The sequence below is a fragment of the uncultured Rhodospira sp. genome (assembly GCF_937138205.1).
GTDB lineage: Bacteria > Pseudomonadota > Alphaproteobacteria > Rhodospirillales > Rhodospirillaceae > Rhodospira.
In genome coordinates this window covers 35,550-57,578 of the sequence record NZ_CAKZOT010000103.1, presented here as the reverse complement: position 1 = coordinate 57,578, position 22,029 = coordinate 35,550, and the positions used below count along the sequence as shown (strand labels likewise).

The window sequence follows — 22,029 nt, the reverse complement described above, 5'->3', positions numbered from 1 at the left end:
GGTGTCTCGCCGCCCGGGTCCCCGCCCATCATTGGATCAGGGCGGTCTGGCGTCGTGGACTACGGTGTTCAAGCACCGTGCCAAGTGGCCGAGAGGATAGAAAATGGCTTTTATTCAGGGGGTTAGGCGCGTGGCGCAGGCCGGAGCGGCCGTTTGGGCGGGCCGCGCGCGACAGCCCATGACAATTTTATGGGCGGCCAAGGTGGGCTCTGCACAATTTGTGTGCAGGTGATGGTTTTTTGAGGAAAACCAAAGAGCAAGAGCAAGGCATTCGGGCCTCGCCGTGCGACCGGCGCCCTGTTCCGGGGCGCCACAACGTGGCCCTGGGCGTGGACAAGAAAGCTCTACTTGAACACCACCGTCTTGTTGTCATTCATGAAAACCCGGCGCTCGCAGTGCCAGCGCACCGCCCGGGCCAGCACGACCGTCTCGACGTCGCGGCCCATGCGCACCAGTTCCTCGCCCGTATGGGTGTGGTCGACGCGCACGACCTCCTGCTCGATAATCGGCCCTTCGTCGAGGTTTTCGGTGACGTAATGCGCGGTGGCGCCGATCAGCTTCACGCCGCGGCCGTGCGCCTGCTGGTAGGGTCGCGCGCCCTTGAAGCTGGGCAGGAACGAGTGATGAATGTTGATGCAGCGCCCGGACAACGCGGCGCTCATCTCCGGCGACAGCACCTGCATGTAGCGGGCGAGCACCACCAGATCGATCTCCTGCTCCTCCACCAGGTCGAGGACGCGGCGTTCCTGCTCGGGCTTGGTGTCCGGGGTGACCGGCAGATGGTGGTAGGGAATGCCGTGCCACTCGGCCAGGCCGCGCATCTCGGTATGGTTGGACACCACGGCGGCGATGCGGATGCCGAGCTGCCCCGACTGCCACCGGTGCAGCAGGTCGTTCATGCAATGGCCGAAGCGGGACACGGCGATCAGCACGCGCGGCGGCTCGGTGGCGTCGTGCAGGCCCCAGTCCATGCCGAAGTTGGTGGCCACCGTCTGGAAGTGCGAGCGCAGGGTCTCCAGGTCGGGCATGTTGGGATGCCCGGCGCGGAATACCACCCGCATGAAGAAGCGGCCGGTGAGTGGATCGCCGTAACTGTGTGATTCGGTGATGAAGGCTTGGTGGCCGGCCAGGAATCCCATGACGGCGGCCTGGACGCCCAGGCCGTCCGGGCACTGGATGGTGAGGATGTAGGGCACATTGGGATCAGCGTTCATGGCGGGCGGTCCGAGGATATCGAGGGGCCAAGTGCACGCACCGTAACAGGGTTTCGCGGTCGGGAAACGCCTTTCCTCTGTGGGGATGTCGGCGTATGGTCCCGCCGCCCGTTCCTCCGCCCCGTCCCGTCCCGGAGCCGCCATGACCGCCCGTATCATTGATGGAAAAGCCTTCTCCGCCGCGTTGCGCGCCCGTGTCGCCGAAGAGGTTGCGGCGCTGGCCGGACGCGGTCTGGTACCGGGTCTGGCGGTGGTTCTGGTGGGCGAGGATCCGGCCAGCCAGGTCTATGTGCGCAGCAAGGAACGCATGGCGCGCGAGGCCGGCATGGTCTCGACCGCCTACCGACTGCCCGCCGAAACGACCCAGGCGGAGTTGGACGCCCTGATCGGCCGCCTGAACGGCGATGAGACCGTGCATGGCATCCTGGTGCAGTTGCCGCTGCCCGCCGGGCTGGACCCGCAGCGCGTGGTGCAGGCCATCGACCCGGCCAAGGACGTGGACGGGCTGCACCCCGTGAGCGTGGGCAATCTGGCCTCGGGCGCGCCGGCGCTGCTGCCGTGCACGCCCAAGGGCTGCATGATGCTGTTGCGGGATGTGCTGGGTGACCTGACGGGAGCCAGGGCGCTGGTCATTGGCCGCTCCAACCTGATGGGCAAGCCGATGGGGCAGTTGCTGCTGGCCGCCAACTGCACGGTGACCATGGCCCACTCGCGCACCCGTGATCTGGCCGAGGAATGCCGCCGCGCCGATATCCTGGTGCCGGCCGTCGGCCGGCCGATGATGGTCAAGGGCGACTGGATCAAGCCGGGGGCGACCGTGATTGACGTCGGCATCAATCGCCTGCCGCCGGACTCGGGCCAGGAGAAGGGCCGGCTGGTCGGCGACGTGGATTTCGAGGCGGCGAAGGAGGTGGCGGGGGCCATCACCCCGGTGCCGGGCGGCGTCGGCCCCATGACCATCGCCTGCCTGCTCGACAACACCGTGGAGGCGGCGTGTCGGTCGGCGGGGGTGGAGCGGGACCGGTCGTCGAACGGGTAGGGCGGATTCGGCCGGCGCAGCGGGCCAATCCGCCGCAAGCAAAGTGCCCATGGCGGGTTGCGCTAAAGGCGCGAACCCGCCCTACGAACACTGATTCCACCGCTTGGCCGCGTCATCATCACTGGCGCGCGCCTCGACCCAGCGGTCACCGTCCGGCGTTTCCTCGCGTTTCCAGAACGGGGCCTGGGTCTTCAGCCAGTCGATGAGGAACGCGCAACTGTCCAGCGCCGCCGCGCGATGGGCCGACGCCGTGCACACCAGCACAATGGGCTCGCCCGGTTCCATCCGCCCGACGCGGTGAATGACAAGCACGTCGGCGAGGTCCCAGCGGCTTCGGGCCTCGGCCTCGATCCGCTCCAACTGGCGTTCGGTCATGCCCGGGTAGTGCTCCAGGGTCATGGCCCGCACAGGCGGCGCGCCCTCGGGCCTGTCGCCGAGATAGTCACGCACCAGCCCGGTGAAGGTCGCTACCGCGCCGACCCGCCCCGTACCGCGCGTGAAGGCGGCGATCTCGGCGCCGACGTCGAAGGCCTCGGCCTGCACGCGGATCACGGCCCTAGCCTCCGGTCACCGGCGGGAAGAAAGCCACTTCCGACACGCCGGCAATAGGGGCCTCGGCACCGGCGAAGTCCTGATCCACCGCGCAGCGGACGACCGCTGGGTCGGCAAACGCCCGCGCGTGTCCCGGGCTGCGCTGAGCCAACCAGCCCATGAGGTCTCCGACGGTGGCGACCTCGGCTGGGGGCTCCACGGTCTCCTGACCCGTGCCGACAAAGTCGCGCACCCAGGCGAAATACAGCACCTTCATGACAGCACCTCGGTGAGCGGCAGGTAGTCCACCGGCTGGCCCGGGGCCACCGTGTCCGTGTCCGCCGGCAGGTCCACCAGGCCGGTGGCGGCGCCGAGCGACGTGGTCATGGCGCTGTCCTGCGAGCGGAACAGCCGTACGCGCGGTCCCTCGGCCGTGTCCTCGACCCAGGCCCGCAGGAAGGCGCGGCGGTGGCCCGTGTTTTCGTGCGAGAACCCGGCCGGCACGGGGTAACGGCGGGGCGGGACCACCCGCGCGCCGCCCAGGCGTTGCAGCACCGGCCGGGCGACCAGCAGGAACGTCACCAGGGCCGAGACCGGGTTGCCGGGCAGGCCGATGAACGTCGTGTCGCGGATGCTGCCCAGCGCGGTCGGCTTGCCCGGCTTGATGGCCAGGCGCCAGAAGTGGAGGGTGCCGAGCGCCGCCACGGCGTCGCGCACGTGGTCCTCGCCGCCCACCGACACACCGCCGGAGGTGATGAGCACATGGTGCTCCTCGGCGGCCCGGTCCAGCGCCGCTGTGATCCGGGCGCGGTCATCGGGCAGATTGCCCAGGTCGGTGACCGCCGCGCCCATCGCCTCCACCAGCGCCAACAACCCGTGGCGATTGCTGTCGTACAGCCCGCCGGGGGGCAACGGCTGGCCCGGCTCGACCACCTCGTCGCCGGTGGAGAAGACGCCGACGCGCAAGCGCTCGAACACCGGCAGGTGGGCCTGTCCGGCGGCGGCGGCCAGGGCGATATCCGGCGGCCGCAGGCGACGCCCGGCGGCCAGCACCGTGGCGCCGGCGTGAAAGTCGCTGCCGGCGGCGCGCACATGGCGCCCATGGGACGCGCCGGCGGGGAGGGTGACGCCCCCGTCGCCGGCCTCGGTGACGTCCTCCTGCATGATCACGGTGTCCGCCCCCTCGGGCATCACCGCGCCGGTGAAGATGCGCGCGGTCGAGCCCGGCTCCAGTGGGTGGGGCAGGGGATGGCCCGCCGCCGCGCGCCCGGACACGGGCAGCGTCACCGGCGCATCGGCCGAAAGGTCCGCGTGCCGCACGGCGTATCCGTCCATGGCCGAGACGGCATGGCCAGGATGATCGACGGCGGCCACCACATCGGCGGCCAGGATGCGCCCGGCGGCCGCGCGCAGCGGGACGCGCTCGGGGGCGACCACCGGGCGCAATTCGCGCTGAAGCCGCTCCAGTGCCTCGTCCAGCGGCAGCAGGCGATCGTCGATGGAGACAGGGTCGGTGGGGACGGTCACGACGAATCCTTCCGCAGATGGGCGAGCGCCTGAAGAAGATAGTCATAGCCCGTGCGCGCCGTCAGCCCCGCCGCGATCCATAACAGGAGTTCGCCGGGCCATTGCAGCGAGAGTCCGATGACGTAGGCCGCGTCTCCCACCAGCAGCAACGGCAGCGCCACGAGCTGCGACGCCGTCTTCCACTTGGCCAGCCGGGTCACGGGCATGACGACGCTGTGCCCGGCCAGGGCCTCGCGCAGGCCGGAGACCAGGATCTCGCGTGCCAGGATGATCACGGCGGCGACCACCCCCAGGTCGCTCAGGCGGTCCACCCCGGCCAGCATCAGCAACACGGCGGCCACCAGCAGCTTGTCGGCGATGGGGTCGAGCGCGCGGCCGACGTCGGATTCCACCTTCAGCGCCCGCGCCAGCCAGCCGTCGAGGTAATCCGTCACCGCCGCCACGGCGAACAGTCCGGCGGCCACCCAACGGGCTTCAGGGCCGGGGATGAAGACCGTTGCGACGATGATCGGAACCACAGCGATCCGGGCCACGGTGAGGGCGTTGGGGAGAGAGGAGAGCATGGGCGGAGCTGGTGAGTCCGAAGAGGTTCGGTTCCGCATCAATGTGGCTGGGACAGTACATCGTCGATGGAGGTAGCCTCGAACAAGCGCTTTTCCCAAAGTGCCACCGTGGCCTCATCAGCCGACAGGATGCGTGTCCGCTGATCATCCGTCAGAGGCCCAAAGCGGTGTTCGATCAACCGGGCGAGCATGTGAACTTGTCCCTCAGCCCGGCCCTCAGCCCGGCCCTCAGCCCGGCCCTCAGCCCGCCACTTCTTTGTCCATTCCTCGCCGAGGGTTTCCAGCATCGTTCGCACCTCCCGTAGATCGTCGGGGATCCGGTCCGGCAAACCCGAGCCCCGCAATGCCTGTCCGACCAACGCCGTGAACAGCTGCTTCAAATCCGTATAGTCCGGATGCGCCCGGAACCACGCAATCACGCCGTCAACGACGTGCCGAAGCGCCCCGGGTTCCTGCGGCCGCTCCAGGCGCACCAGAAGGGACGTCAGCGTTTCCCGGCCGGTGAGAGTGTCCTCGGGCACCCGTCCCATGTCCAGAACATGATACCGGAGTCGCGGTTGCCAAGGCCACAACGGGGAGCCCTTGGGCAGATTGATCAGGTCCGTTGTGTCGGTGGGTGCCGTCCAGGCGCGGGCGCCGTTGTGGATCACCACCAGCAACACCGGCGGCAGTCGGTCTCCGTCCTTCAGGTCGTTTTCCTTGATGAGATGCTGCCATAGCAGGCCTTCGTAGACCTGAGCCCGAACCGCCATCCACCAGTCGGACGTGGACTGGAACTCCAGCAGAAGGTGCAGGTAGATGTCCGGTCCCTCGTGGGCCGGAATGCGCCAGATGATATCGCCTTCCCGGCGGGTTCTGACGCGGTCGCCATGGAACTTGGCGGAGACCCGGTCCATGTGGGTGAAATCCAGGCCCACCGCCATGGCGTCGGGCACGAAGTCGCGCACAAGATGTTCCACCATGAGCGGATGGGAGAACAGGCGGTGATAAAGGGTGTCGGTGTCGGTCATGGGCGTGGCATGGCATTGCGGTCTGGGTCACATTGATTGAGACCGGCACTCTAGCCGCGTCATGTCTCCCCATGAAACCTCTCATAAATCTTCCGTGCCAATCCCTCGCTAATCCCCTCCACCGCCTCCAGGTCGGCCAGCCCGGCCTGTGACACCGCCTTGGCGGAGCCGAAGTGGTGCATCAGCGCCTTCTTGCGCGCCGCGCCGATGCCGGGGATGGCATCCAGAGGATTGGCCGCCGCCGCCTTCTTGCGCCGCGCCTGATGGCCGGCCACGGCGAAGCGGTGCGCCTCGTCCCGCAGGCGCTGCACGAAATACAGCACCGGGTGGTTCGGCGGCAGCAGGAACGACGGCCGGCCCGGAACAAAGAACCGCTCCCGCCCGGCGTCGCGGTCCGGTCCCTTCGCCACGCCCACCAGCTGCACGTCCTCGATGCCCAGGTCCTCCAGCACCCCGGCCGCCGCGCTCACCTGCCCCTGGCCGCCGTCGATCAGCACCAGGTCGGGCCACTGGCCGCGCGTGCGGTCGGGGTCCTCCTTCAGGGCGCGGGCGAAGCGGCGCTCCATCACCTCGCGCATCATGGCGTAGTCGTCGGCGGTGGCCTCGGCGTGGCGGATGTTGAACTTGCGGTAGGACGTCTTCTGGAAGCCCTCCGGCCCGGCGACGATCATGGCGCCGATGGGGTTGGTGCCGGAAATGTGGGAGTTGTCATAGACCTCCACGCGCTCGGGCGGCCCCTCCAGGCCCAGAACCTCGGCCAGCCCCTCCAACAGCGTCTGTTGCGCCGACGTCTCGGCCATGCGCCGGGCCAGCGCCTCGCGGGCGTTGGTCAGGGCGTGGTCCACGACCTTGCGCCGGGCGCCGCGTTGCGGGACGTGCAGTGTCACCTTGTGCTCGGCGCGGATCGACAGCGCCTCGGCCACCAGCTCGGGGTTGGGAATGTCCGTGCTGAGCAGGATCACCTTCGGCGGCATCTGGCGGCTGTAGAACTGTCCCAGGAACGCCTCCAGCACGGCGCCGGCCTCGTCCTCGCGGGCGTGGCTGGGGTAGTAGGCGCGGTTGCCGTGGTTGTTGCCGGCGCGGAAAAAGAACACCTGAATGCAGGTCTGCCCGCCGGCCTGATGCACGGCCACCACGTCGGCCTCGCCCAGGCCGGGCAGGGTGATGTCCTGGTGCGACTGCACGCTGGTCAGGGCGCGGATGCGGTCGCGGTAGATGGCCGCTTCCTCGAACGCCAGCCGCGCACTGGCGTCCTCCATGCGCGTCGCCAGGTCGCGCTGCATGTCCTGGCTGCGGCCTTCCAGGAAGGCGCGGGCCTGCTCCACCAACCCCTGGTACTCGTCCTCGCTGACGCGGCCGACGCACGGCGCGCAGCAGCGCTTGATCTGGTGCAGCAGGCACGGACGCGTGCGGTTGGCAAATACGCTGTCGGAGCACGAGCGCAGCAGAAACGCTTTTTGAAGAGCCACCAGCGTTCGGTTGACCGCGCCGGCGGAGGCATAGGGACCGTGGTACTGCCCGGGCCGGGTGCGGGCGCCACGATGCTTCAGCACGCGCGGCCAGGCGTGGTCATCGGCGATCAGGATATAGGGGAACGACTTGTCGTCGCGCAGAAGGATGTTGTAGCGCGGCTTCAGCTTCTTGATCAGGTTGGATTCGAGCAGCAGGGCCTCGGCCTCGGTGTGGGTGGTCACCACCTCCATGCGCGCCGTGGCGGAAATCATGCGCTGCAGCCGGGTGGGCAGTCGCTCCGGGTGGGTATACGTGACCACCCGCTTCTTCAGGCTGCGCGCCTTGCCGACGTACAATGCGTCGCCGGACCGGTCGAGCATCCGATACACACCGGGGGTGTTGGGCAGCGTGCGGACGGCGGCGGCGATCACGCCGACGCCGGTCGGCACGGGGACCGCCGACGGCGCCTCTGGAGCATCAAGGTCGGGGCGGTTATCGGCCATCACGGCCGCTCCCTCCTGGGCACAGGAGGATCCCGTTCCATCGACCTATGGCCTCGCCGAAACGGAGTGTCCGATCATGGTTCATAGGGGGGACAGTATATCGGACGGTCGGGTGCGTCACGCCCATCGGCTCTGTTCCAAAGGATGGAAGGCTGTAACAGTTGTTTCATACACCAGCGAATCGCATGGCTGTGATATGTTTGGCCGATTGGCAAGGGCCAATGTATCCACGAAAGCTGTGGATAACTCTGTGGGTGATGTGTGGCCCGGCTCCCCGACTCCCTGGAAATCCGGGGAATCCGTCACCCTGATTAACTTTTGGGCAATTTTCGTAAGTCGCTGTTTTTAAAGTAGATTAGCATCCGATCGACAAATTGGAGGCGGTCCGGGTGATGCTTCTTGACAGGGGTGCGTCGGTTCTGTGACGGCGATGGCCCTGTGCACAACTCGTTGCATAGCAGGAATTGACAGAAATCCCGTGCATTCCCGGCACATTCGGCTCATCCGACTCGGCCTATGCCGAACGTCTAGGATTTGAGGAAAACCTTCAGTGCGGAGGAAGGAGCGCGGCGCGTGCAAATGGCCAGCGGGCGCCCCCGTGGCCTCATCCAAACGGATTGAGCCGTTCGATTGTGACGCCGACACTTGCGGCGTCGCAAAAGACGTCGAGCTTCTCGATCCGGACCACGGCGCGCCGGACCCGGGCATCCTCCAGGCACGTCTGCGCGATCCGTTCGGCGAGTGTCTCCACGAGGTTCACATGGCCGGTCGCGACGATGGCGCGAACACGGTTGAGCACCGACTCATAGCACACCACGTTCTCCAGCCGATCCTCCAGGGCGACCGCGCCCTCCCGCACGCCCAGGTCCAGGTTCAGGCGTATTCGTTGCGGGCCGGTCTTTTCGTGCGTGTGCACCCCGATCCGCGCCGGCAGCACGAGGTCGCGGACAAACACATGACGCAGGCCAGCCTCGGCATCCGCCAACGGGTTTGACGGTGTGGTCGTGTATAGCTTGGAGCGAGGGCTCATGAACCCACCTTGCCAGAAGGAACAGCAGGGGCGCGGACATGACGCGCCGCAGACGGGCCAAGGCTGGGGGCCGATTGGATGTCGGGCGTGCCGGGGGCCTACTCCTCGGGCGCCTTGGCGAGACCGCCCGTGGCCGGCCACGCCCAGGCCAGATGCTGACCCCCATCGAGCGCTATCATTTGCCCGGTCATGGAGCGGGCCGCAAGGACAAACCGGAGAGCGGTCCTGATTTCCTCGGGCGAGGTTCCCCGCCGCAAGGGCAGGGCCGCGCATTGGGCATCGAACTGCGCCTGTGTCTGGCGCGGACTTGGCAGCGCCGGCCCCGGGCCAACGGCGTTGACCCGTACGCGCGGGGCCAGCGCCAGCGCCAGCGTTTGCGTCAGGGTCCACAGCCCGGCCTTGCTGACCGTGTAGCTGACGAAGTGCGGCGTCAGGTTCCAGACCCGTTGGTCGATCATATTGAGCACCAAGCCTTCAGCCTCGGCCGGCAACGCGCGGGCCATGGCCTGGGCGAGCACGAACGGGGCGCGGAGGTTGGGTTCCATGTGCCGATCCCAACTCTCGCGGTCGACGGTGTCCCAGGCGTCGTAGTCGAACGTCGAGGCATTGTTGACCAGGACGCCGATGGGGCCGCCGAGCGCCTCGGACGCGCGGCGCACCAGGGGCGCCGCGTCGTCCTCGGTCCCCAGGTCGGCGCGCACGGTGACGGCGCGACCGCCCTGGGCCTCGATCAAGGCACGGGTTTCGTGGGCAGCCTCGGCCGAGCCGAAATAGTGCACGGCCACCGCGAAACCGACGTCCGCCAATTCCAGCGCCAGGGCACGGCCGATCCGGCGGCCCGCTCCGGTCACCAGGGCGAAAGGCGGGATGGCGTGCACCATGGTTGGCGGCCTCAAGACACCGGGGACAGCATCAACACACGATCCACGCCGACGTACTGGATCGCCGTGTACCCCGCGTAGGCCGTCAGGAACAGGCCCCCCTCAACCCGGCTCATGCGGCGCCCGCTCATCATGACGGGCAGCAACAGCACGGCGACGGCGACCATGACCCAGATGTCGAACGACGCCACCTGCGCCGGCACTTCGATCGGGATCACCAGCGCGGTGGCGCCCAGGATGGCCAGGATGTTGAAGATGTTGGAGCCGACAATGCTGCCGACGATCACATCCGGCTCTTTCTTCATCGCCGCCGCGACGGCCACCGCGAGTTCCGGCAGCGAGGTGCCCAGGGCCACAACGGTCAGACCGATCACCGCCTCGGACACACCCAGGCCGCGCGCGACCACCACGGCGCCCTCGACCAGAAGGTGGGCGCCACCGACCACCCCGGCAAGCCCGAGCACGATGGCGCCAATGATGATCGCCCAGGGCCGGTCCTTCAGGCCCTCGAACTCCTCGACCTCTGACAGATGGGACTCGGCGGCGTCCTTGTCGGTCGAGTCACGCCAATAGGAGTACACCAGGAAAACCACCAGCAGGACCAGCATCCCGCCGCCCTGCCAGCGCGGGATGACACCCGACAGGACCGCGCCCACGCACAGGGCCGTGGCGGCCAGCATGATCAGGCTGTCACGCAGGAACGCGCGCGGCTCGCCGCAGGCGACGGGCATGATCAGGGCCGCCGCCCCCAGGATCAACAGCACGTTGGCGATGTTCGAGCCGACCACGTTGCCCATGGCGATGCCCGGCGCGCCGCCCAGCGCGGCGTCCAGACAGACCACCAGTTCCGGCAGCGACGTGCCAAAGGCCACGACGGTCAACGCCACCACCAGGGGCGAGACGCCCAGGCGTTCCGACAGGGCGACGGCGCCGCTGACCAGGATGTTGGCGCCGACAGGCAAGAGGACGAATCCGAGGATCAAGAACACCACGGCGGTGAGCATGTCACGATGTCTCCGTTGGGGCGGGCGGGACTTGATCGTCGCCCGTCAGGTAGGCGAGGACAAGGTCGCGCAGGGTGGCGATGCCGACCAGCTCTCCCTGGTCCATCACGATGGTCCGCGACAGGCGGAACCGGCCAAGCAGGCGGATGGCGTACCGGACGTCCATGTCGGCCTGCACGGCGATCAGGGGTTTGCTCATGATTTCGTAGACGTTGACGCGGTCGGGCGAGCGATCCTGGGCGACGATCTTGTCGGCGATGTCCTGGATGACGACCATGCCGTATTCGTCGCCCTCGTGGCGCTTGCGGATGACCAGGGAACTGACGCGCTTCTCTTTCATCATGGCCACCGCCTCGGTGACGGTGGCCATGCCCTCGATCAGGTACGGCGTGTCGGACATGACCTGCCGGACCGGCTTATACGGCCTGCTGCTCATACCTCGTCCTCGATCTCGGTCTGGATGGTGTGAATCTGGCTGCCCAGGCCGACGGCGTCCTCGACATCGATCATGATGGCGATGCCGGCCCCGGGGCTGGTGTCGAACTTGCCGGCCGCGTCGATGGTTTCCAGGATGCGCCGGGCCAGATGCTGCTCGACGATGATCAGCACCAGGTCGCGCCCGCCCGCCAGGTCCAGGCCCAGGAACGTCTTGGCCTTTTTCAGCCCCTCGCCGCGGGCGTTGGTCAGGACCGTGCAGCCGGTGGCGCCCTCCTTGCGGGCGGCGTCGACGATGGCGTCGGTCGTCGTGTCCGGGACACTGGCGATGATCAACTTGAACTTCATGACTCCTCACGCGCTTTGCGGCGGGCGGCGCGACGGGCGAGAAGGTCGCCCACCTGCGCGTAGCCCATGACGGTGATCATGGGAAACAGGCTGGCCAGGGCGATCAGCCCGAAGCCGTCGATGAGGGGACTGCGCCCGGGAATGTTCGAGGCCAGGCCCAGGCCGAGCGCGGTCACCAGGGGCACCGTGACGGTGGACGTGGTCACTCCCCCGGAATCGTAGGCGAGCGGAATGATCTGACGCGGCGCGATCAGGGTCTGAATGATCACGATCACATAGCCGATGACGATGAGCAGGGGCAAGGACCAGCCGGTGACGATGCGAAGCGCGCCGAGCGTCACGCCAACCGCCACACCGACGGCCACCGCCACCCGCAGGCCCCACGCCTTCACCGCGCCACCGGAGACCTCCTTCACCTTCAGGCTGACGGCGATCAGCGCCGGCTCGGCGATGGTGGTGGAAAAGCCGACGGCGGCCGCGAAGGCATAGACCCACAGGTAGTCGCGCCAGTTGGCCCCGATGGCCCCCTGCTCGGAGACGCCCATGAATGCCGGGTCGGTCAGTTGCCCGGCCATGATCTGGCCGAGGGGAAACAACGCCATCTCCAGCCCGACCAGGAACAGGTCCAGCCCCAGCACCACGTAGATGAACCCCAGGATCATGCGTCGCAGGTGCGGCACCTTCTGGCGCAGCACCATCACCTGGAACAGCACCAGGATCAGCAGGATCGGCGCCACGTCCAGAATGGTGGTCCAGAGCGTATCGACAAGCTGGATCAGCGTGGCCACGGGGCGCGGTTCCTTCCGGGTCAGTACAGCAGGCCGTAGAGCATGACGAACATCATCGGCGTCAGGCTGGCGAAGGCGATCAGCCCGAAGCCGTCAATCAACGGATTGCGGCCGCGCAGCATCGAGGCCAGCCCGACGCCCAGCGCGGTGACCAGCGGCACGGTGATGGTCGACGTGGTGACGCCGCCGGAATCGTACGCCACGCCAACGATCTCCGCCGGCGCGATGAAGGTCAGCGCCACGACGATGAGGTATCCGCCGATGATCAGGATCTGCACCGGCCAGCCCTTGATGATGCGGAAGACCCCCACAAGGATGGCGATGCCAACCGCGAAAGCCACGGTGTAGCGCATCCCGACCGCATAGGTCGCTTTGCTGTCCGGTCCCGGCGCGATCAGGCCGGCCTTGGCGGCGGCCTCGGCCGCCTCGCCGGTCACCGCGATCAGCGCTGGCTCGGCCACCGTGGTCCCGAAGCCGAGGGCAAAGGCGAACGCCAGCAGCCAGAACAGACTGCCCTTGCGGGCGAAGGCATGGGCCATGGACTCGCCCAGGGGAAACAACCCCATCTCCAGCCCCTGGATGAACAGCGCCAGCCCCAGCAACACCAGCAGCAAGCCGACGATGATCGGCCCGAGGTTCGGAAACGGTTGCTGCAGCACGACGATCTGGAAAAAGCTGATGACCAGGATGATCGGCGCCAGATCGCGCAGCGCACCCAGGATGAGTCCGAGAAAGGATCGGAAGGGCGTGATCATGCCTGGGGGGACAGTTCGACAGTGGGCGGAAAGGGGCGAACCGCCGCGAGAATGAGCGGAGTCCGGAGAGTGAGGCGACCGCGGCGATCACACAAGCCACGATAGTACTCAAGAACGTGGGGGCACCCCGGGAGCCTGTCAATGCAGGGGTGCCGGAAGAGCAGCGGACGGGACGGGCGGATCCAGGGCGTTGGGGGGCGATTGGGTGGGGCGATTGGGTGGACAACGAATGCCAACTGCTATATCTAAAACGTAACAATACCGTCTCGAAAGCCTTCGTTTTTGAGGCGGCGAGGGCGGCGGCGCCGGTCAGTGGCGGCGGGGCCGCAACCGGGCATCTGAAACGGAAGGGAGGCCGGCCATGGTAACCGTCAAGTTGAGTCTCATCCTTGCTGTCGCTCTCGCGGGCCTGCTGGCCTACTTGGCCGTATTCATCTTCCAGCAATGGTGGGTCATCTACCTGGTTTTGGCCCTGACGATTGTCATCATGGCGATCACCATTATCGTCACCGGTGGCCGCGTCGAAGAGGACGAGTCGGCGACCTGACAGAGGGTGGGCGGACGGCACAATATCCGACTCACTATTGTTGGTGTAACGGCCTGAATTCTGATGAGAGGCAATCATGGCGCGCCTTGCGGCTGGCAAGGCGTCGTTTTCGTGTTGCCTAACCGCTCGCTTCGTGTGTCGGCGGGCCGATGATACTTGACCGTGTTCAATTCACTTCGCGTGATTTTCACATGCAGGGCTAGCGCGGCTGCCATGCGCCGTCCCGGCTGATCCGATTAACGTTTCGGCAAACAGAACAGACGAGATTAGCGATTCGGTAGAGATTCGATGCTAAACAGTGTCGGCGGGGGACCGGTGGTCTGCCTCGAACCGATGGGGTCGTGAGTCGTGTGCCGGGGTCGTGCGTTCGCGGTCCCCGGCCCACTATGACACGGCATGGCTGTGCATGAGGCCTGGGTCAAGGCAAAACGTCAGGACGGCGAGAAATGGGCATGATGAAGTCGCTGAATGCTAAGATTACGGCCGTTGTCGTGGCCTTGGTTTCAATTATTGCCATCGTAAATATAGCCTTGGTTTATTACTTTTCAACTGTTGTCCGGTCCGAGACAGAGGCGTTTTCTGAAGACGTTGACGGGGTCATTGCGAAGAAAGACGAGTTTATTGAAAACACGGTCGATGAGGTTGTCGAGACGCAGATTGCTCGCCAAAAGGCGCACCATGATCTGGTCGAGACGGAGACGGTCAGCGAAACCGAGATCGAACGGCGGTTCATCGCCGGGATGCATCAGGGGATCTCGTCGTCGGCGACAAGCATGATCCGCTCCGCGATGCTCAGCGGCGAAGCCTCCACCGCCGAGGACATCATGTTCTCCCTGTCCGAGATTCCGGGGGTCATGTCGATCCGGTTGTGGCGGACGACAGGGGTGGAGGCCTTCACCGACAATTCCACCATCATGGAGGTGAACGAGCGTCTGGGCACGACGTATTTTCAAGCCCGGTCAAGCGAGGATCCGGTGGAGATTCCGGCGGACCGCAAGGCGGGTCTGGACGACGCGTTGGCGGTCGGCGATGGCAAGGCCACACACCCGGGCGAGGTCGAGGACGACGACGGCGCCCTGCAGCCGGTTCTGTTCTCCTACTCCACCCTGACCAACGACATGGAATGCCAGGGCTGCCACGGAAGCGGCGATGAGCCGCGCGGCGTTCTCGAGGTGGCCGTCACACGGGCGGCCCTGATCGCGCTTGAGGAGCGGGCAGAAAAGAAAATCCAAACCCTGGAGGAAGCCCAGGAGCGCGAACTGGCCGAGTTGATGCGGGCCGCCGAGAAGCAGCGCACAGAGGTGCGCGAGACATCTCAGGCGGAGACCGATCGGTTGCACGATCGGGTGGAGCACCTGGAGGAGGTGCAGCTTCGGTCGACCTCGGTGCAGGCCGTCGTCAACCCGCTGGCCACGTTGGGTGTGATGGGGCTGATCGTCCTCATGCTGCGCCGGCTGCTCAGCCGTCCGTTGAAGGGCATGACGGAGGCCATGGAACGGCTGGCGCACGACGACCTTACCGTCGAGGTGCCCGGGCGTCAGCGTTCCGACGAGATCGGCGAAATGGCGGGCGCGGTTCAGGTGTTCAAGGACAATGGCCTGAAGCTGAAGGAACTGGCGGCGGAGCAGGAGGCCATGCACCGGCGCAACGCGCGCAAGGTCAAGGCCGAGATGTTCGCCATGACCAACGCCCTCGACCAGGAGGTCCGCAACGCCATCAGCCTTGTCCAACAGCAGGCCGAGACCATGCATACGCTGGCCCAACAGATGGCCGACGCGGTCAGGCAGACGGAAAACCGGTCCGATGCCGCCGCGTCCGCGTCGCGGGAGGCGGCGCACAGTGTCGATGCCGTGGCCGCCGCCGCCGAACAGATGGCCAGCTCGGTGGACGAGATCAGCCGGCAGGTCAGCGCTTCGGCGGCGACGGCCCATCGGGCGGTGGAACAGGCGGAGACGACCAACGAGCGGATCCAGGGGCTGGCCCAGGCGGCCAACCAGATCGGCGAAGTCGTCAACATGATCAGCGACATCGCCAAGCAGACGAACCTGTTGGCCCTCAACGCCACGATCGAGGCCGCGCGGGCCGGGGAGGCCGGCAAGGGCTTCGCCGTCGTCGCCAACGAGGTCAAGACGCTGGCCAACCAGACGGCCAACGCGACCGAGGACATCGCCAAGCAGATCGGCGGGATGCAGTCCGCCACGCGCGAGGCGGTGGACGCCATCGACGGGATCGCCAAGGTCATCGCCGAGATCAACGAGATCGCCACCGCCGTTTCAGCGGCCGTGGAGGAACAGACCGCCGCCACCCGGGAAATCAGCCAGAATGCGCAGCAGGCCTCGCGCAGCACGCAGGACTCCTCGGAGAACATCGGCCAGGTGTCGAGCAGCAGCACCGAGACCGGCCAACACGCCAACTCGGTCCAGCAGGCGGCGGCCGAGGTGCGCAACCGCGTGCACCAGATGCAGGCCGCGCTCGACAAGCTGATGCGCAGCGGGTCGGAGGAGGACCGTCTGGACAGCGAACTGCATACGGTCAACCTGGCCGTGACCCTGGAGATCCCGGGGCGCGGCCAACAGTCCGCCCTGTTGCACGATCTCGCCCGGAGCGGTGTGGGCACGCTCGATCGGGCGCTGGACGGCGAGCGGGGTCAGGAATTCAAGATCGATATCCCGGGTCTTGGGACTGTGAGTGGTGCCATCGTCGCCAAGACCGACGACGCCACACACATCCGCCTGGAACTGAACGACCAACAGCAGGATGGGCTGAATGGCATGATCGGCAACCGGCGTTAGATCGGTCGCGGCCGTCCGTGCCTTCGATCGCTGGCCAAGCCCCGCTTTCCTGTAATCCAAGGGCCTGTGATCCAAGGGGCGGCCCAAATTCGAACAATGAACGTGCGGATAGATTCGGATAGAATGCGGGGCTGGGATCCGGTGTGATCGCAGGATGTCTCCATGTCGTCTCGGAATGCTCCGGCGCGCAAGGCGAGCAGGTGTTCGGTATCTGGCGCCAGCCTAGGGGTTTGTTCAGGCTCAAAGACCGCCACAAGGAGGAGAGGCCTTGAAGTACGAAGTGAAATCAGAGAGTGGCAAAATCGTCCTGTACCTGTCGGATCAGCTCATCCACAGCGATCGTTCGACTTTTGATCGCGTCGTCGGCGAGACGCTGTCCGGCCGTCCCGGGCAGGTCGAGGTCAACTTCGGGGGCCTGACGTACATGGATTCCGCCGGCCTCGGGTTCCTGTTGACCCTGCGCGAGCAGGCGAAAAAGACCGGCAGCGCCGTCGTGCTGGCCGACCCCAAGGGGACCGTTCGGGAAATGCTCGACCTGGCCCGGTTCGACACCCTGTTTTCGATCCGCCAGACGGTCTGACGTCAGTCAGATCAGTCCGAGAGGGCGGCGGCAGGGCGACGCTCAAAGCCGGCGACGAGTTCCACATGGGCCGCCCAGGGAAACTGGTCGATGGTCGTGATACGGCCCAGCGCATAGCCGGCATCGACCAGGATCCGGGCATCGCGGGCGAACGTGGCCGGTCGGCACGAGACGGCAACGATGTGAGGCGGTCCGTCCGACGCCAGGGCTGTGGCCTGGGCGCGGGCGCCGGCCCGTGGCGGATCGAACACCACCGCCTCGAAGGCGTGCAACGCGGCGCCGCCAACCGGGTCCGAGTCCAGATTTCGCACGGCCGTGGTGATCGGCTGTCCCGGGGCCACGGCGGCGGACAGTGCCGCGATCGAGTCCGCGTTCTCGTCGACCGCGTGGACCGCACGGCCCTCGGCGGCGAGCGGAAACGTGACCGTCCCCATCCCTGCATAAAGGTCCAGCGCCGCGCCATCGCTGGCCGGCAGGCGCGCGCGCACGGCTTCAATGATGGCCTCCGCGCCCTCCCGCGAGGGTTGGAGAAAGGCCAACGGCGGCAGGCGGACGGGCGTGCCAGCCATGAGCACCGTCGGCGGCCGCCGTTCCACGACCGGCTCCACGGTGCCGTTGGACAACCACCCCAGGCGGGCCAGATCGGCGTCTTCGGCGAAGGCGGCCAGCCGCTCGCGAATCGCCAGGGTGGGCGGGCGGTCCAGCGTCAGGGTGCAGTCCGCGCCGGTGTCGGTCAGGGTCAGAATGGCCTGCCCCGCATCGCCCGCGCCCGTGATGTCCTCCAGCAGCGCCCGCAACGACGCGAACAGCACAAACAGGTCGGAGGCGACCATGGGGCACGTGTGCACGTCCTCCAGGCGATGGCTGTCCTGCCCGTGGAAGCCAAGCAGGACCGCCCGGGCCGTCCGGCGCCAGCCGAGCGTACAGCGGCGGCGGTGCCCCGGCGGGATCGCCACCACCGGATCGACGTCCGGCACCGGCAGGCCCCGCTTGGTCACCGCGTCGATGATCTGCTGACGCTTCCACGCGGCCTGGGCCGCCGGGCGCAGGTGTTGCAGGGTGCAGCCGCCACACGGCCCGAAGTGCGGACACACGGGTTCCACCCGGTCCGGGGAGGGGTCCAGGTGCGACAGCACTTCGGCGCGCCAGCCATCGCCCACGCGGTCGACGATCCGCACCTCGACGGTCTCGCCAGGCAGGGCATCCGGGATGTACAGCGGTTGACCGTCGTGGCGGGCCAAGCCGTGGCCGTGGGCGCCCAGGTCCGTCACAGGGACGCGCACGCGGTCAGGACCGGTCCACTGGACCCGGGACGGGGACGGAGTGGCGCGGCGGGACCGGCGGGTCGAGGATCGGGTGCGGTTCGGGGGCGGTGTCACCGCCCGGCCTCGGGCGTTGCGTCGCCCGGCGTGGTCCTGGCCGCTCCCTCGCCGTCGTCCTCGTCCTCGTCCTCGTCGTCGCGCAGGGTCGCCAGTTCCAGCAGGAGGTCCAGGGCAGCGTGGACGCTGGCCAGGCGGATGTCGTCGCGACCACCGGCGAACACGTACCGCTTCGGACGCACCAGGCCGTCCAGGCGGGCGGCGGCCATGTGAACCAAGCCGACCGGTTTGGCGTCGCTGCCGCCGTCCGGGCCGGCGATGCCGGTGATGGCGGCGCTCAGGCTTTGGCCGCTGGCCGCCAGCGCGCCCAGCGCCATGGCCACCGCGACATCCTCGCTAACCGCACCGGCCGACTGCAACAATTCGGGCTCGACCCCCAGCATGTCCGTTTTGGCCTCGTTCGAATAGGTGACGAAACCACGGTCGAACGCGGTACTGGAGCCGGGAACGGCGGTCAGGCTGGCGGCCAGCAGGCCGCCGGTGCACGACTCGGCGACGGCCACCACCAGGCCTTCCTGGCGGCATACCGCAAGCACGGCGCGGGCGTGCTCTTCCAACTCCTTGGCGAGGGCGGTCATGACGCGACAATCCCGTTCCGCAGTCCGATGAGGGTGATCAACACGGCCCCGGCTGCGTAGAGGCCGGCCACCATGTCGTCAAGCATGATTCCCAGGCCGCCATCCATCCTGCGGTCAATGGCGTTGGCGGGCCATGGCTTTGTGATGTCGGCGATCCGGAAGGCGAGGAAGGACAGGGCCACGATCAGGCTGTCCATTGGCCAAACCAGCAGCACCAGCCCCAGGGTGAGCCATTGCCCGGCCACCTCGTCGATGACCACCTCGGACGGGTCCTTGCGGCCGGCGGTCTGGCGGTAGGCCTCGCTCACGACGACGCCGACGCCGAAGACCATCACCGTGGCGCCCAGTAGCGTCCAGGCCCCTCCCGCCCAGGCCAGCAGCCAGGCGAATGGAAGGGCGGCCAGGGATCCCGCCGTTCCCGGCGCGACGGGGCTGAGCCCGCTGCCGAACCACGTGGCCAACCAGCGAACCATGTGGTGTCGGACGCCTTTGGGTGTGTCGGTTGGTGGGGGATCGTGATAGGACATCATCGCCCGACCATGACGTCCGCCGGTGAGTTTGGCAACGGCGCGGCGTGATTGTTCGCAGGCGCACTCGATTCGGCCCCACAGTTTGTGAATTGTTACCACAATGTGTCTAAGATGGGGCGGTGAAGTCCCAGCAGCGGAAGGCACTTCAGTGTGTGGCTTGCGTGCGGTCATTTTTATTCATATGCGTTCCGTGGGGAGTCGGACCCCGCGACGAGCGGAGGGAACGGGGCCGAGCCGTGTCAGGTCGGTGGATCACGGCGCCGAGTCGAGGGCTGGCGCTCATCATGCGACACGATGACACTCGTTCCATGGCGCGCGCCTTGGCGTGCGGACGAGGATGGCGGGTTCCATAAGCGTGGCGTTGCGCGCCGGTGTCAGCCGCTGTGACGCCCCGCATGGTCGGGTCCACGCGAAGCAGGTAAGCATTCTGCGGCTGCGAGGCCAGGACCGGCCCAGGTCATCGGCGTTGGACGCGACAGCCTCGGGAGCGCGGGCGGCGCCGCGTCGCCAAGCAGGTTGGCCATTGACTGGAAAGACAGGACAACATGTCAGAGTTTGACCCTCAGCATCTCAATCTTCCCCCCTGGAAACGAGCCCTGCGGCGGGCTTTCCCCGAACGCCATGTGATGATCCGCACCGATTCCGGCGGGTTCCAGTCATTGAGTCTCGGCAGCCTCACACAGGCGATCACGGCCACCGTCGGTGTCGTTCTTCTGGGCATCGTGACCTACAGCCTCGCCATGGTGATCTGGGTCGACACCGTGATCGACGCGAAAAAGGCGGAAGTCCAGGAAGCACAGGACAGCTACAAGCAACTTCTGGCCGAGGTGGCCCTGTACCGCGATCAGATCGCCGAGGTCACCCGGGGGCTGGAAAACAATCACGCCGTCATCTCGCGCTACGTGGATACGGGCGACGCCGAAAAGACCGGGGGCGAGGTCCATGGGGACGCCGAGCCCGATCTCGCCACCTGGGAGGAGGAGGCGGGCCGCGCCCGTGATGCCCTGCTCGCGCAGCTCGCCGAAATGGAAGAGGGCATGGCGGAGCTGTCGGAGGCGCACCAACTCCTGACCCAGTTCGATGACTTCGAACTGGAGATGCGCAAGATGGTGCTGCAGCGCGATCTGGCGCTGGAGGAGAACCAAGCCCTGACAGACCGGGTCACCGACCTGGAAGATCTGGTCATCGAGATGGAGACCGCCCAGGCGGCTCTGCTGGAGCACTTCGGCGCGGTCGCCCGCACCCGCATCACCGACATCGAGGGCAGTCTGGCCGAGGTGGGGCTGGACATCGACAGTATGCTCGACGCCCTGACGGCAAACGCGGATGGCCGGGGTGGCCCGTTCGTGCCGGCCGATTTGCCGATCCTCGACAAGCCGGTCTACAAGGACTCGGTGACGGACCTGAACACCTACGTCGACCGTCTGGACGCGCTGCGGGCGCTGACCGACGCTCTGCCTCTGTCCCAACCGATCCTGGCACAGCACCGCCTCACCAGCGCCTACGGCATCCGTCAGGATCCCTTCAACGGCCGGGCGGCCCGGCACGAGGGCATGGACTATGCGGCGCCCATGGGGACGCCGATCGTGGCGACCGCCGCGGGGAAGGTGGTTTACGCCGGCTGGCGCCGTGGGTATGGTCGCAGCGTGGACATCAGCCACGGCATGGGCGTGGTGACGCGCTATGGCCATCTGTCGAGCATTTCGCGCAAGGTCGGCGATACCGTGGCGCGGGGCGATGAGATCGGAAAACTCGGCAACAGCGGCCGCAGCACGGGACCGCACCTGCACTACGAAATTCGCGTCAAGGGCGCGCCGCGCAACCCCGCGCAGTTCATGAAGGCCGGTCAGCATGTTTTCCAGGGCTAATCCAAAGCCGACAGCACCCTCTTCCTCTCCCGCGCCGATCCCCGCCCCGGAAACGCGCAAGGGCGAGCGTCGGACGGGGTCGGACGCTCCGGCCGAGCGGTCCGTTCCCTCGATTGTCAGCGCCGATCTCACCATCACGGGCGATCTGGTCAGCGCCGGAGAAATCCAGATCGACGGTCGGGTCGAGGGCGATATCAAGTGTGCCTCGCTGATCATTGGCATTTCCGGGGCGGTGACGGGCGAGGTCAGCGCCCAGACCGTGCGAATGCATGGGTCCGTCAGCGGCCAGGTGATCGCCAAGTCGGTGTTCCTGGCCAGCACGGCCCGCATGATCGGCGACGTCACGCACGAAAGCCTGGCCATCGAGCCCGGTGCCTTCATGGAGGGGCACTGCCGCCGCATGGCCGAAATGCCGGACCTGGGTCTGCCGGAACGGAACGCCGCCACCGGCCAGTACGCGGACGCGCCACGCCTTGCGACGACGGCCGGCGAGACGCCGGACATGGATGGCGCCGCCGAGGACCCGATCCCCGCCGAGGACGACAGCGGCGATCCCTCGACGGTGTCGACGGATCGGCCCAGCGCCAAGAAAGCCGGGGCCTGATCCGCCTGCCTGTGTTCGCCAACCCGATCACGCGAAGACCCCGGAGCCACGCCGTGACTCCGGGGTCTTCA

Annotated in this window: 24 protein-coding genes; 6 read left to right on the top strand and 18 right to left on the bottom strand. The window is 67.1% G+C overall.

Annotated elements, in window-relative coordinates:
* Positions 1-344: 344 nt before the first annotated feature.
* Positions 345-1,214, bottom strand: coding sequence for a formyltetrahydrofolate deformylase (gene purU, locus Q0309_RS14720; protein WP_299442719.1), 870 nt, complete (start codon positions 1,212-1,214; stop codon positions 345-347).
* 142 nt (positions 1,215-1,356) lie between these two features.
* Here purU and folD point away from each other — a divergent pair, with 142 nt between their 5' ends.
* Positions 1,357-2,253, top strand: a complete 897-nt coding sequence (folD, locus tag Q0309_RS14715; protein ID WP_299442716.1) for a bifunctional methylenetetrahydrofolate dehydrogenase/methenyltetrahydrofolate cyclohydrolase FolD — start codon at positions 1,357-1,359, stop codon at positions 2,251-2,253.
* 81 nt (positions 2,254-2,334) lie between these two features.
* Here folD and Q0309_RS14710 read toward each other — a convergent pair whose 3' ends face one another.
* The 13 genes from Q0309_RS14710 to Q0309_RS14650 all read right to left on the bottom strand — a co-directional run bounded on the left by Q0309_RS14710 (position 2,335) and on the right by Q0309_RS14650 (position 13,080).
* On the bottom strand, positions 2,335-2,805 hold the full coding sequence (locus Q0309_RS14710) for a molybdenum cofactor biosynthesis protein MoaE (protein ID WP_299442713.1): 471 nt from the start codon (positions 2,803-2,805) through the stop codon (positions 2,335-2,337).
* Between the two features lie 4 nt (positions 2,806-2,809).
* On the bottom strand, positions 2,810-3,061 hold the full coding sequence (gene moaD / locus Q0309_RS14705; protein WP_299442710.1) for a molybdopterin converting factor subunit 1: 252 nt from the start codon (positions 3,059-3,061) through the stop codon (positions 2,810-2,812).
* Positions 3,058-4,311: a gephyrin-like molybdotransferase Glp gene (glp, locus tag Q0309_RS14700; RefSeq protein WP_299442707.1), complete on the bottom strand. Its 1,254-nt coding sequence runs from the start codon at positions 4,309-4,311 to the stop codon at positions 3,058-3,060. Before glp ends, moaD begins: the two co-directional genes overlap by 4 nt.
* On the bottom strand, positions 4,308-4,874 hold the full coding sequence (pgsA, locus tag Q0309_RS14695) for a CDP-diacylglycerol--glycerol-3-phosphate 3-phosphatidyltransferase (protein WP_299442704.1): 567 nt from the start codon (positions 4,872-4,874) through the stop codon (positions 4,308-4,310). The genes glp and pgsA overlap by 4 nt, the downstream gene beginning before the upstream one ends.
* Before the next feature lie 38 nt (positions 4,875-4,912).
* A complete protein-coding gene (locus tag Q0309_RS14690) occupies positions 4,913-5,884 on the bottom strand; it encodes an Rpn family recombination-promoting nuclease/putative transposase (RefSeq protein WP_299442701.1) in 972 nt (323 codons plus the stop codon).
* 59 nt (positions 5,885-5,943) lie between these two features.
* Positions 5,944-7,839: an excinuclease ABC subunit UvrC gene (gene uvrC, locus Q0309_RS14685; RefSeq protein ID WP_299442699.1), complete on the bottom strand. Its 1,896-nt coding sequence runs from the start codon at positions 7,837-7,839 to the stop codon at positions 5,944-5,946.
* A gap of 604 nt (positions 7,840-8,443) precedes the next feature.
* Complete coding sequence (gene folB, locus Q0309_RS14680) at positions 8,444-8,869, bottom strand: dihydroneopterin aldolase (RefSeq protein ID WP_299442696.1); 426 nt, start codon at positions 8,867-8,869, stop codon at positions 8,444-8,446.
* Between the two features lie 98 nt (positions 8,870-8,967).
* The gene (locus tag Q0309_RS14675) at positions 8,968-9,750 is read right to left on the bottom strand and encodes an SDR family oxidoreductase (protein ID WP_299442693.1); all 783 of its coding nucleotides are present in this window, start codon (positions 9,748-9,750) and stop codon (positions 8,968-8,970) included.
* A gap of 11 nt (positions 9,751-9,761) precedes the next feature.
* Positions 9,762-10,754: a calcium/sodium antiporter gene (locus tag Q0309_RS14670; protein ID WP_299442690.1), complete on the bottom strand. Its 993-nt coding sequence runs from the start codon at positions 10,752-10,754 to the stop codon at positions 9,762-9,764.
* Position 10,755: 1 nt separating this feature from the next.
* Positions 10,756-11,190 carry a CBS domain-containing protein gene (locus Q0309_RS14665; RefSeq protein WP_299442686.1) on the bottom strand — a complete coding sequence of 145 codons (435 nt, stop codon included), beginning with the start codon at positions 11,188-11,190 and terminating at the stop codon, positions 10,756-10,758.
* Positions 11,187-11,537 (bottom strand): P-II family nitrogen regulator, encoded by a 351-nt coding sequence (locus Q0309_RS14660; protein WP_299442683.1) that lies wholly within the window; start codon positions 11,535-11,537, stop codon positions 11,187-11,189. The genes Q0309_RS14665 and Q0309_RS14660 overlap by 4 nt, the downstream gene beginning before the upstream one ends.
* Complete coding sequence (locus Q0309_RS14655) at positions 11,534-12,325, bottom strand: DUF1538 domain-containing protein (protein WP_299442681.1); 792 nt, start codon at positions 12,323-12,325, stop codon at positions 11,534-11,536. Before Q0309_RS14655 ends, Q0309_RS14660 begins: the two co-directional genes overlap by 4 nt.
* A 20-nt stretch (positions 12,326-12,345) precedes the next feature.
* Positions 12,346-13,080 (bottom strand): DUF1538 domain-containing protein, encoded by a 735-nt coding sequence (locus Q0309_RS14650; protein WP_299442679.1) that lies wholly within the window; start codon positions 13,078-13,080, stop codon positions 12,346-12,348.
* A 361-nt stretch (positions 13,081-13,441) separates the two neighbouring features.
* Between Q0309_RS14650 and Q0309_RS14645 the strand changes: the two genes are divergently transcribed.
* Complete coding sequence (locus tag Q0309_RS14645) at positions 13,442-13,627, top strand: hypothetical protein (protein ID WP_299442677.1); 186 nt, start codon at positions 13,442-13,444, stop codon at positions 13,625-13,627.
* Between the two features lie 545 nt (positions 13,628-14,172).
* Here Q0309_RS14645 and Q0309_RS14640 read toward each other — a convergent pair.
* Positions 14,173-14,373, bottom strand: a complete 201-nt coding sequence (locus Q0309_RS14640) for a hypothetical protein (RefSeq protein WP_299442675.1) — start codon at positions 14,371-14,373, stop codon at positions 14,173-14,175.
* Positions 14,374-14,400: 27 nt separating this feature from the next.
* On the opposite strand from Q0309_RS14640, the gene Q0309_RS14635 reads away from it, so the two are divergent.
* Together Q0309_RS14635 and Q0309_RS14630 are read left to right on the top strand one after the other, a co-directional pair.
* A complete protein-coding gene (locus tag Q0309_RS14635) occupies positions 14,401-16,419 on the top strand; it encodes a methyl-accepting chemotaxis protein (RefSeq protein WP_299442672.1) in 2,019 nt (672 codons plus the stop codon).
* Positions 16,420-16,687: 268 nt separating this feature from the next.
* Positions 16,688-16,999 carry an STAS domain-containing protein gene (locus tag Q0309_RS14630; protein WP_299442670.1) on the top strand — a complete coding sequence of 104 codons (312 nt, stop codon included), beginning with the start codon at positions 16,688-16,690 and terminating at the stop codon, positions 16,997-16,999.
* An 11-nt stretch (positions 17,000-17,010) separates the two neighbouring features.
* Here Q0309_RS14630 and Q0309_RS14625 read toward each other — a convergent pair whose 3' ends face one another.
* The 3 genes from Q0309_RS14625 to Q0309_RS14615 form a co-directional block, all read right to left on the bottom strand.
* On the bottom strand, positions 17,011-18,282 hold the full coding sequence (locus Q0309_RS14625) for a class I SAM-dependent RNA methyltransferase (RefSeq protein WP_299442666.1): 1,272 nt from the start codon (positions 18,280-18,282) through the stop codon (positions 17,011-17,013).
* A gap of 92 nt (positions 18,283-18,374) precedes the next feature.
* A complete protein-coding gene (locus Q0309_RS14620; protein WP_299442663.1) occupies positions 18,375-18,956 on the bottom strand; it encodes a CinA family protein in 582 nt (193 codons plus the stop codon).
* Positions 18,953-19,429, bottom strand: coding sequence for a phosphatidylglycerophosphatase A (locus tag Q0309_RS14615; RefSeq protein WP_299442659.1), 477 nt, complete (start codon positions 19,427-19,429; stop codon positions 18,953-18,955). The genes Q0309_RS14620 and Q0309_RS14615 overlap by 4 nt, the downstream gene beginning before the upstream one ends.
* Positions 19,430-20,031: 602 nt before the next feature.
* On the opposite strand from Q0309_RS14615, the gene Q0309_RS14610 reads away from it, so the two are divergent.
* Positions 20,032-21,354: a M23 family metallopeptidase gene (locus Q0309_RS14610; protein ID WP_299442655.1), complete on the top strand. Its 1,323-nt coding sequence runs from the start codon at positions 20,032-20,034 to the stop codon at positions 21,352-21,354.
* Positions 21,338-21,958: a polymer-forming cytoskeletal protein gene (locus Q0309_RS14605; protein WP_299442652.1), complete on the top strand. Its 621-nt coding sequence runs from the start codon at positions 21,338-21,340 to the stop codon at positions 21,956-21,958. The genes Q0309_RS14610 and Q0309_RS14605 overlap by 17 nt, the downstream gene beginning before the upstream one ends.
* Positions 21,959-22,029 lie beyond the last annotated feature (71 nt).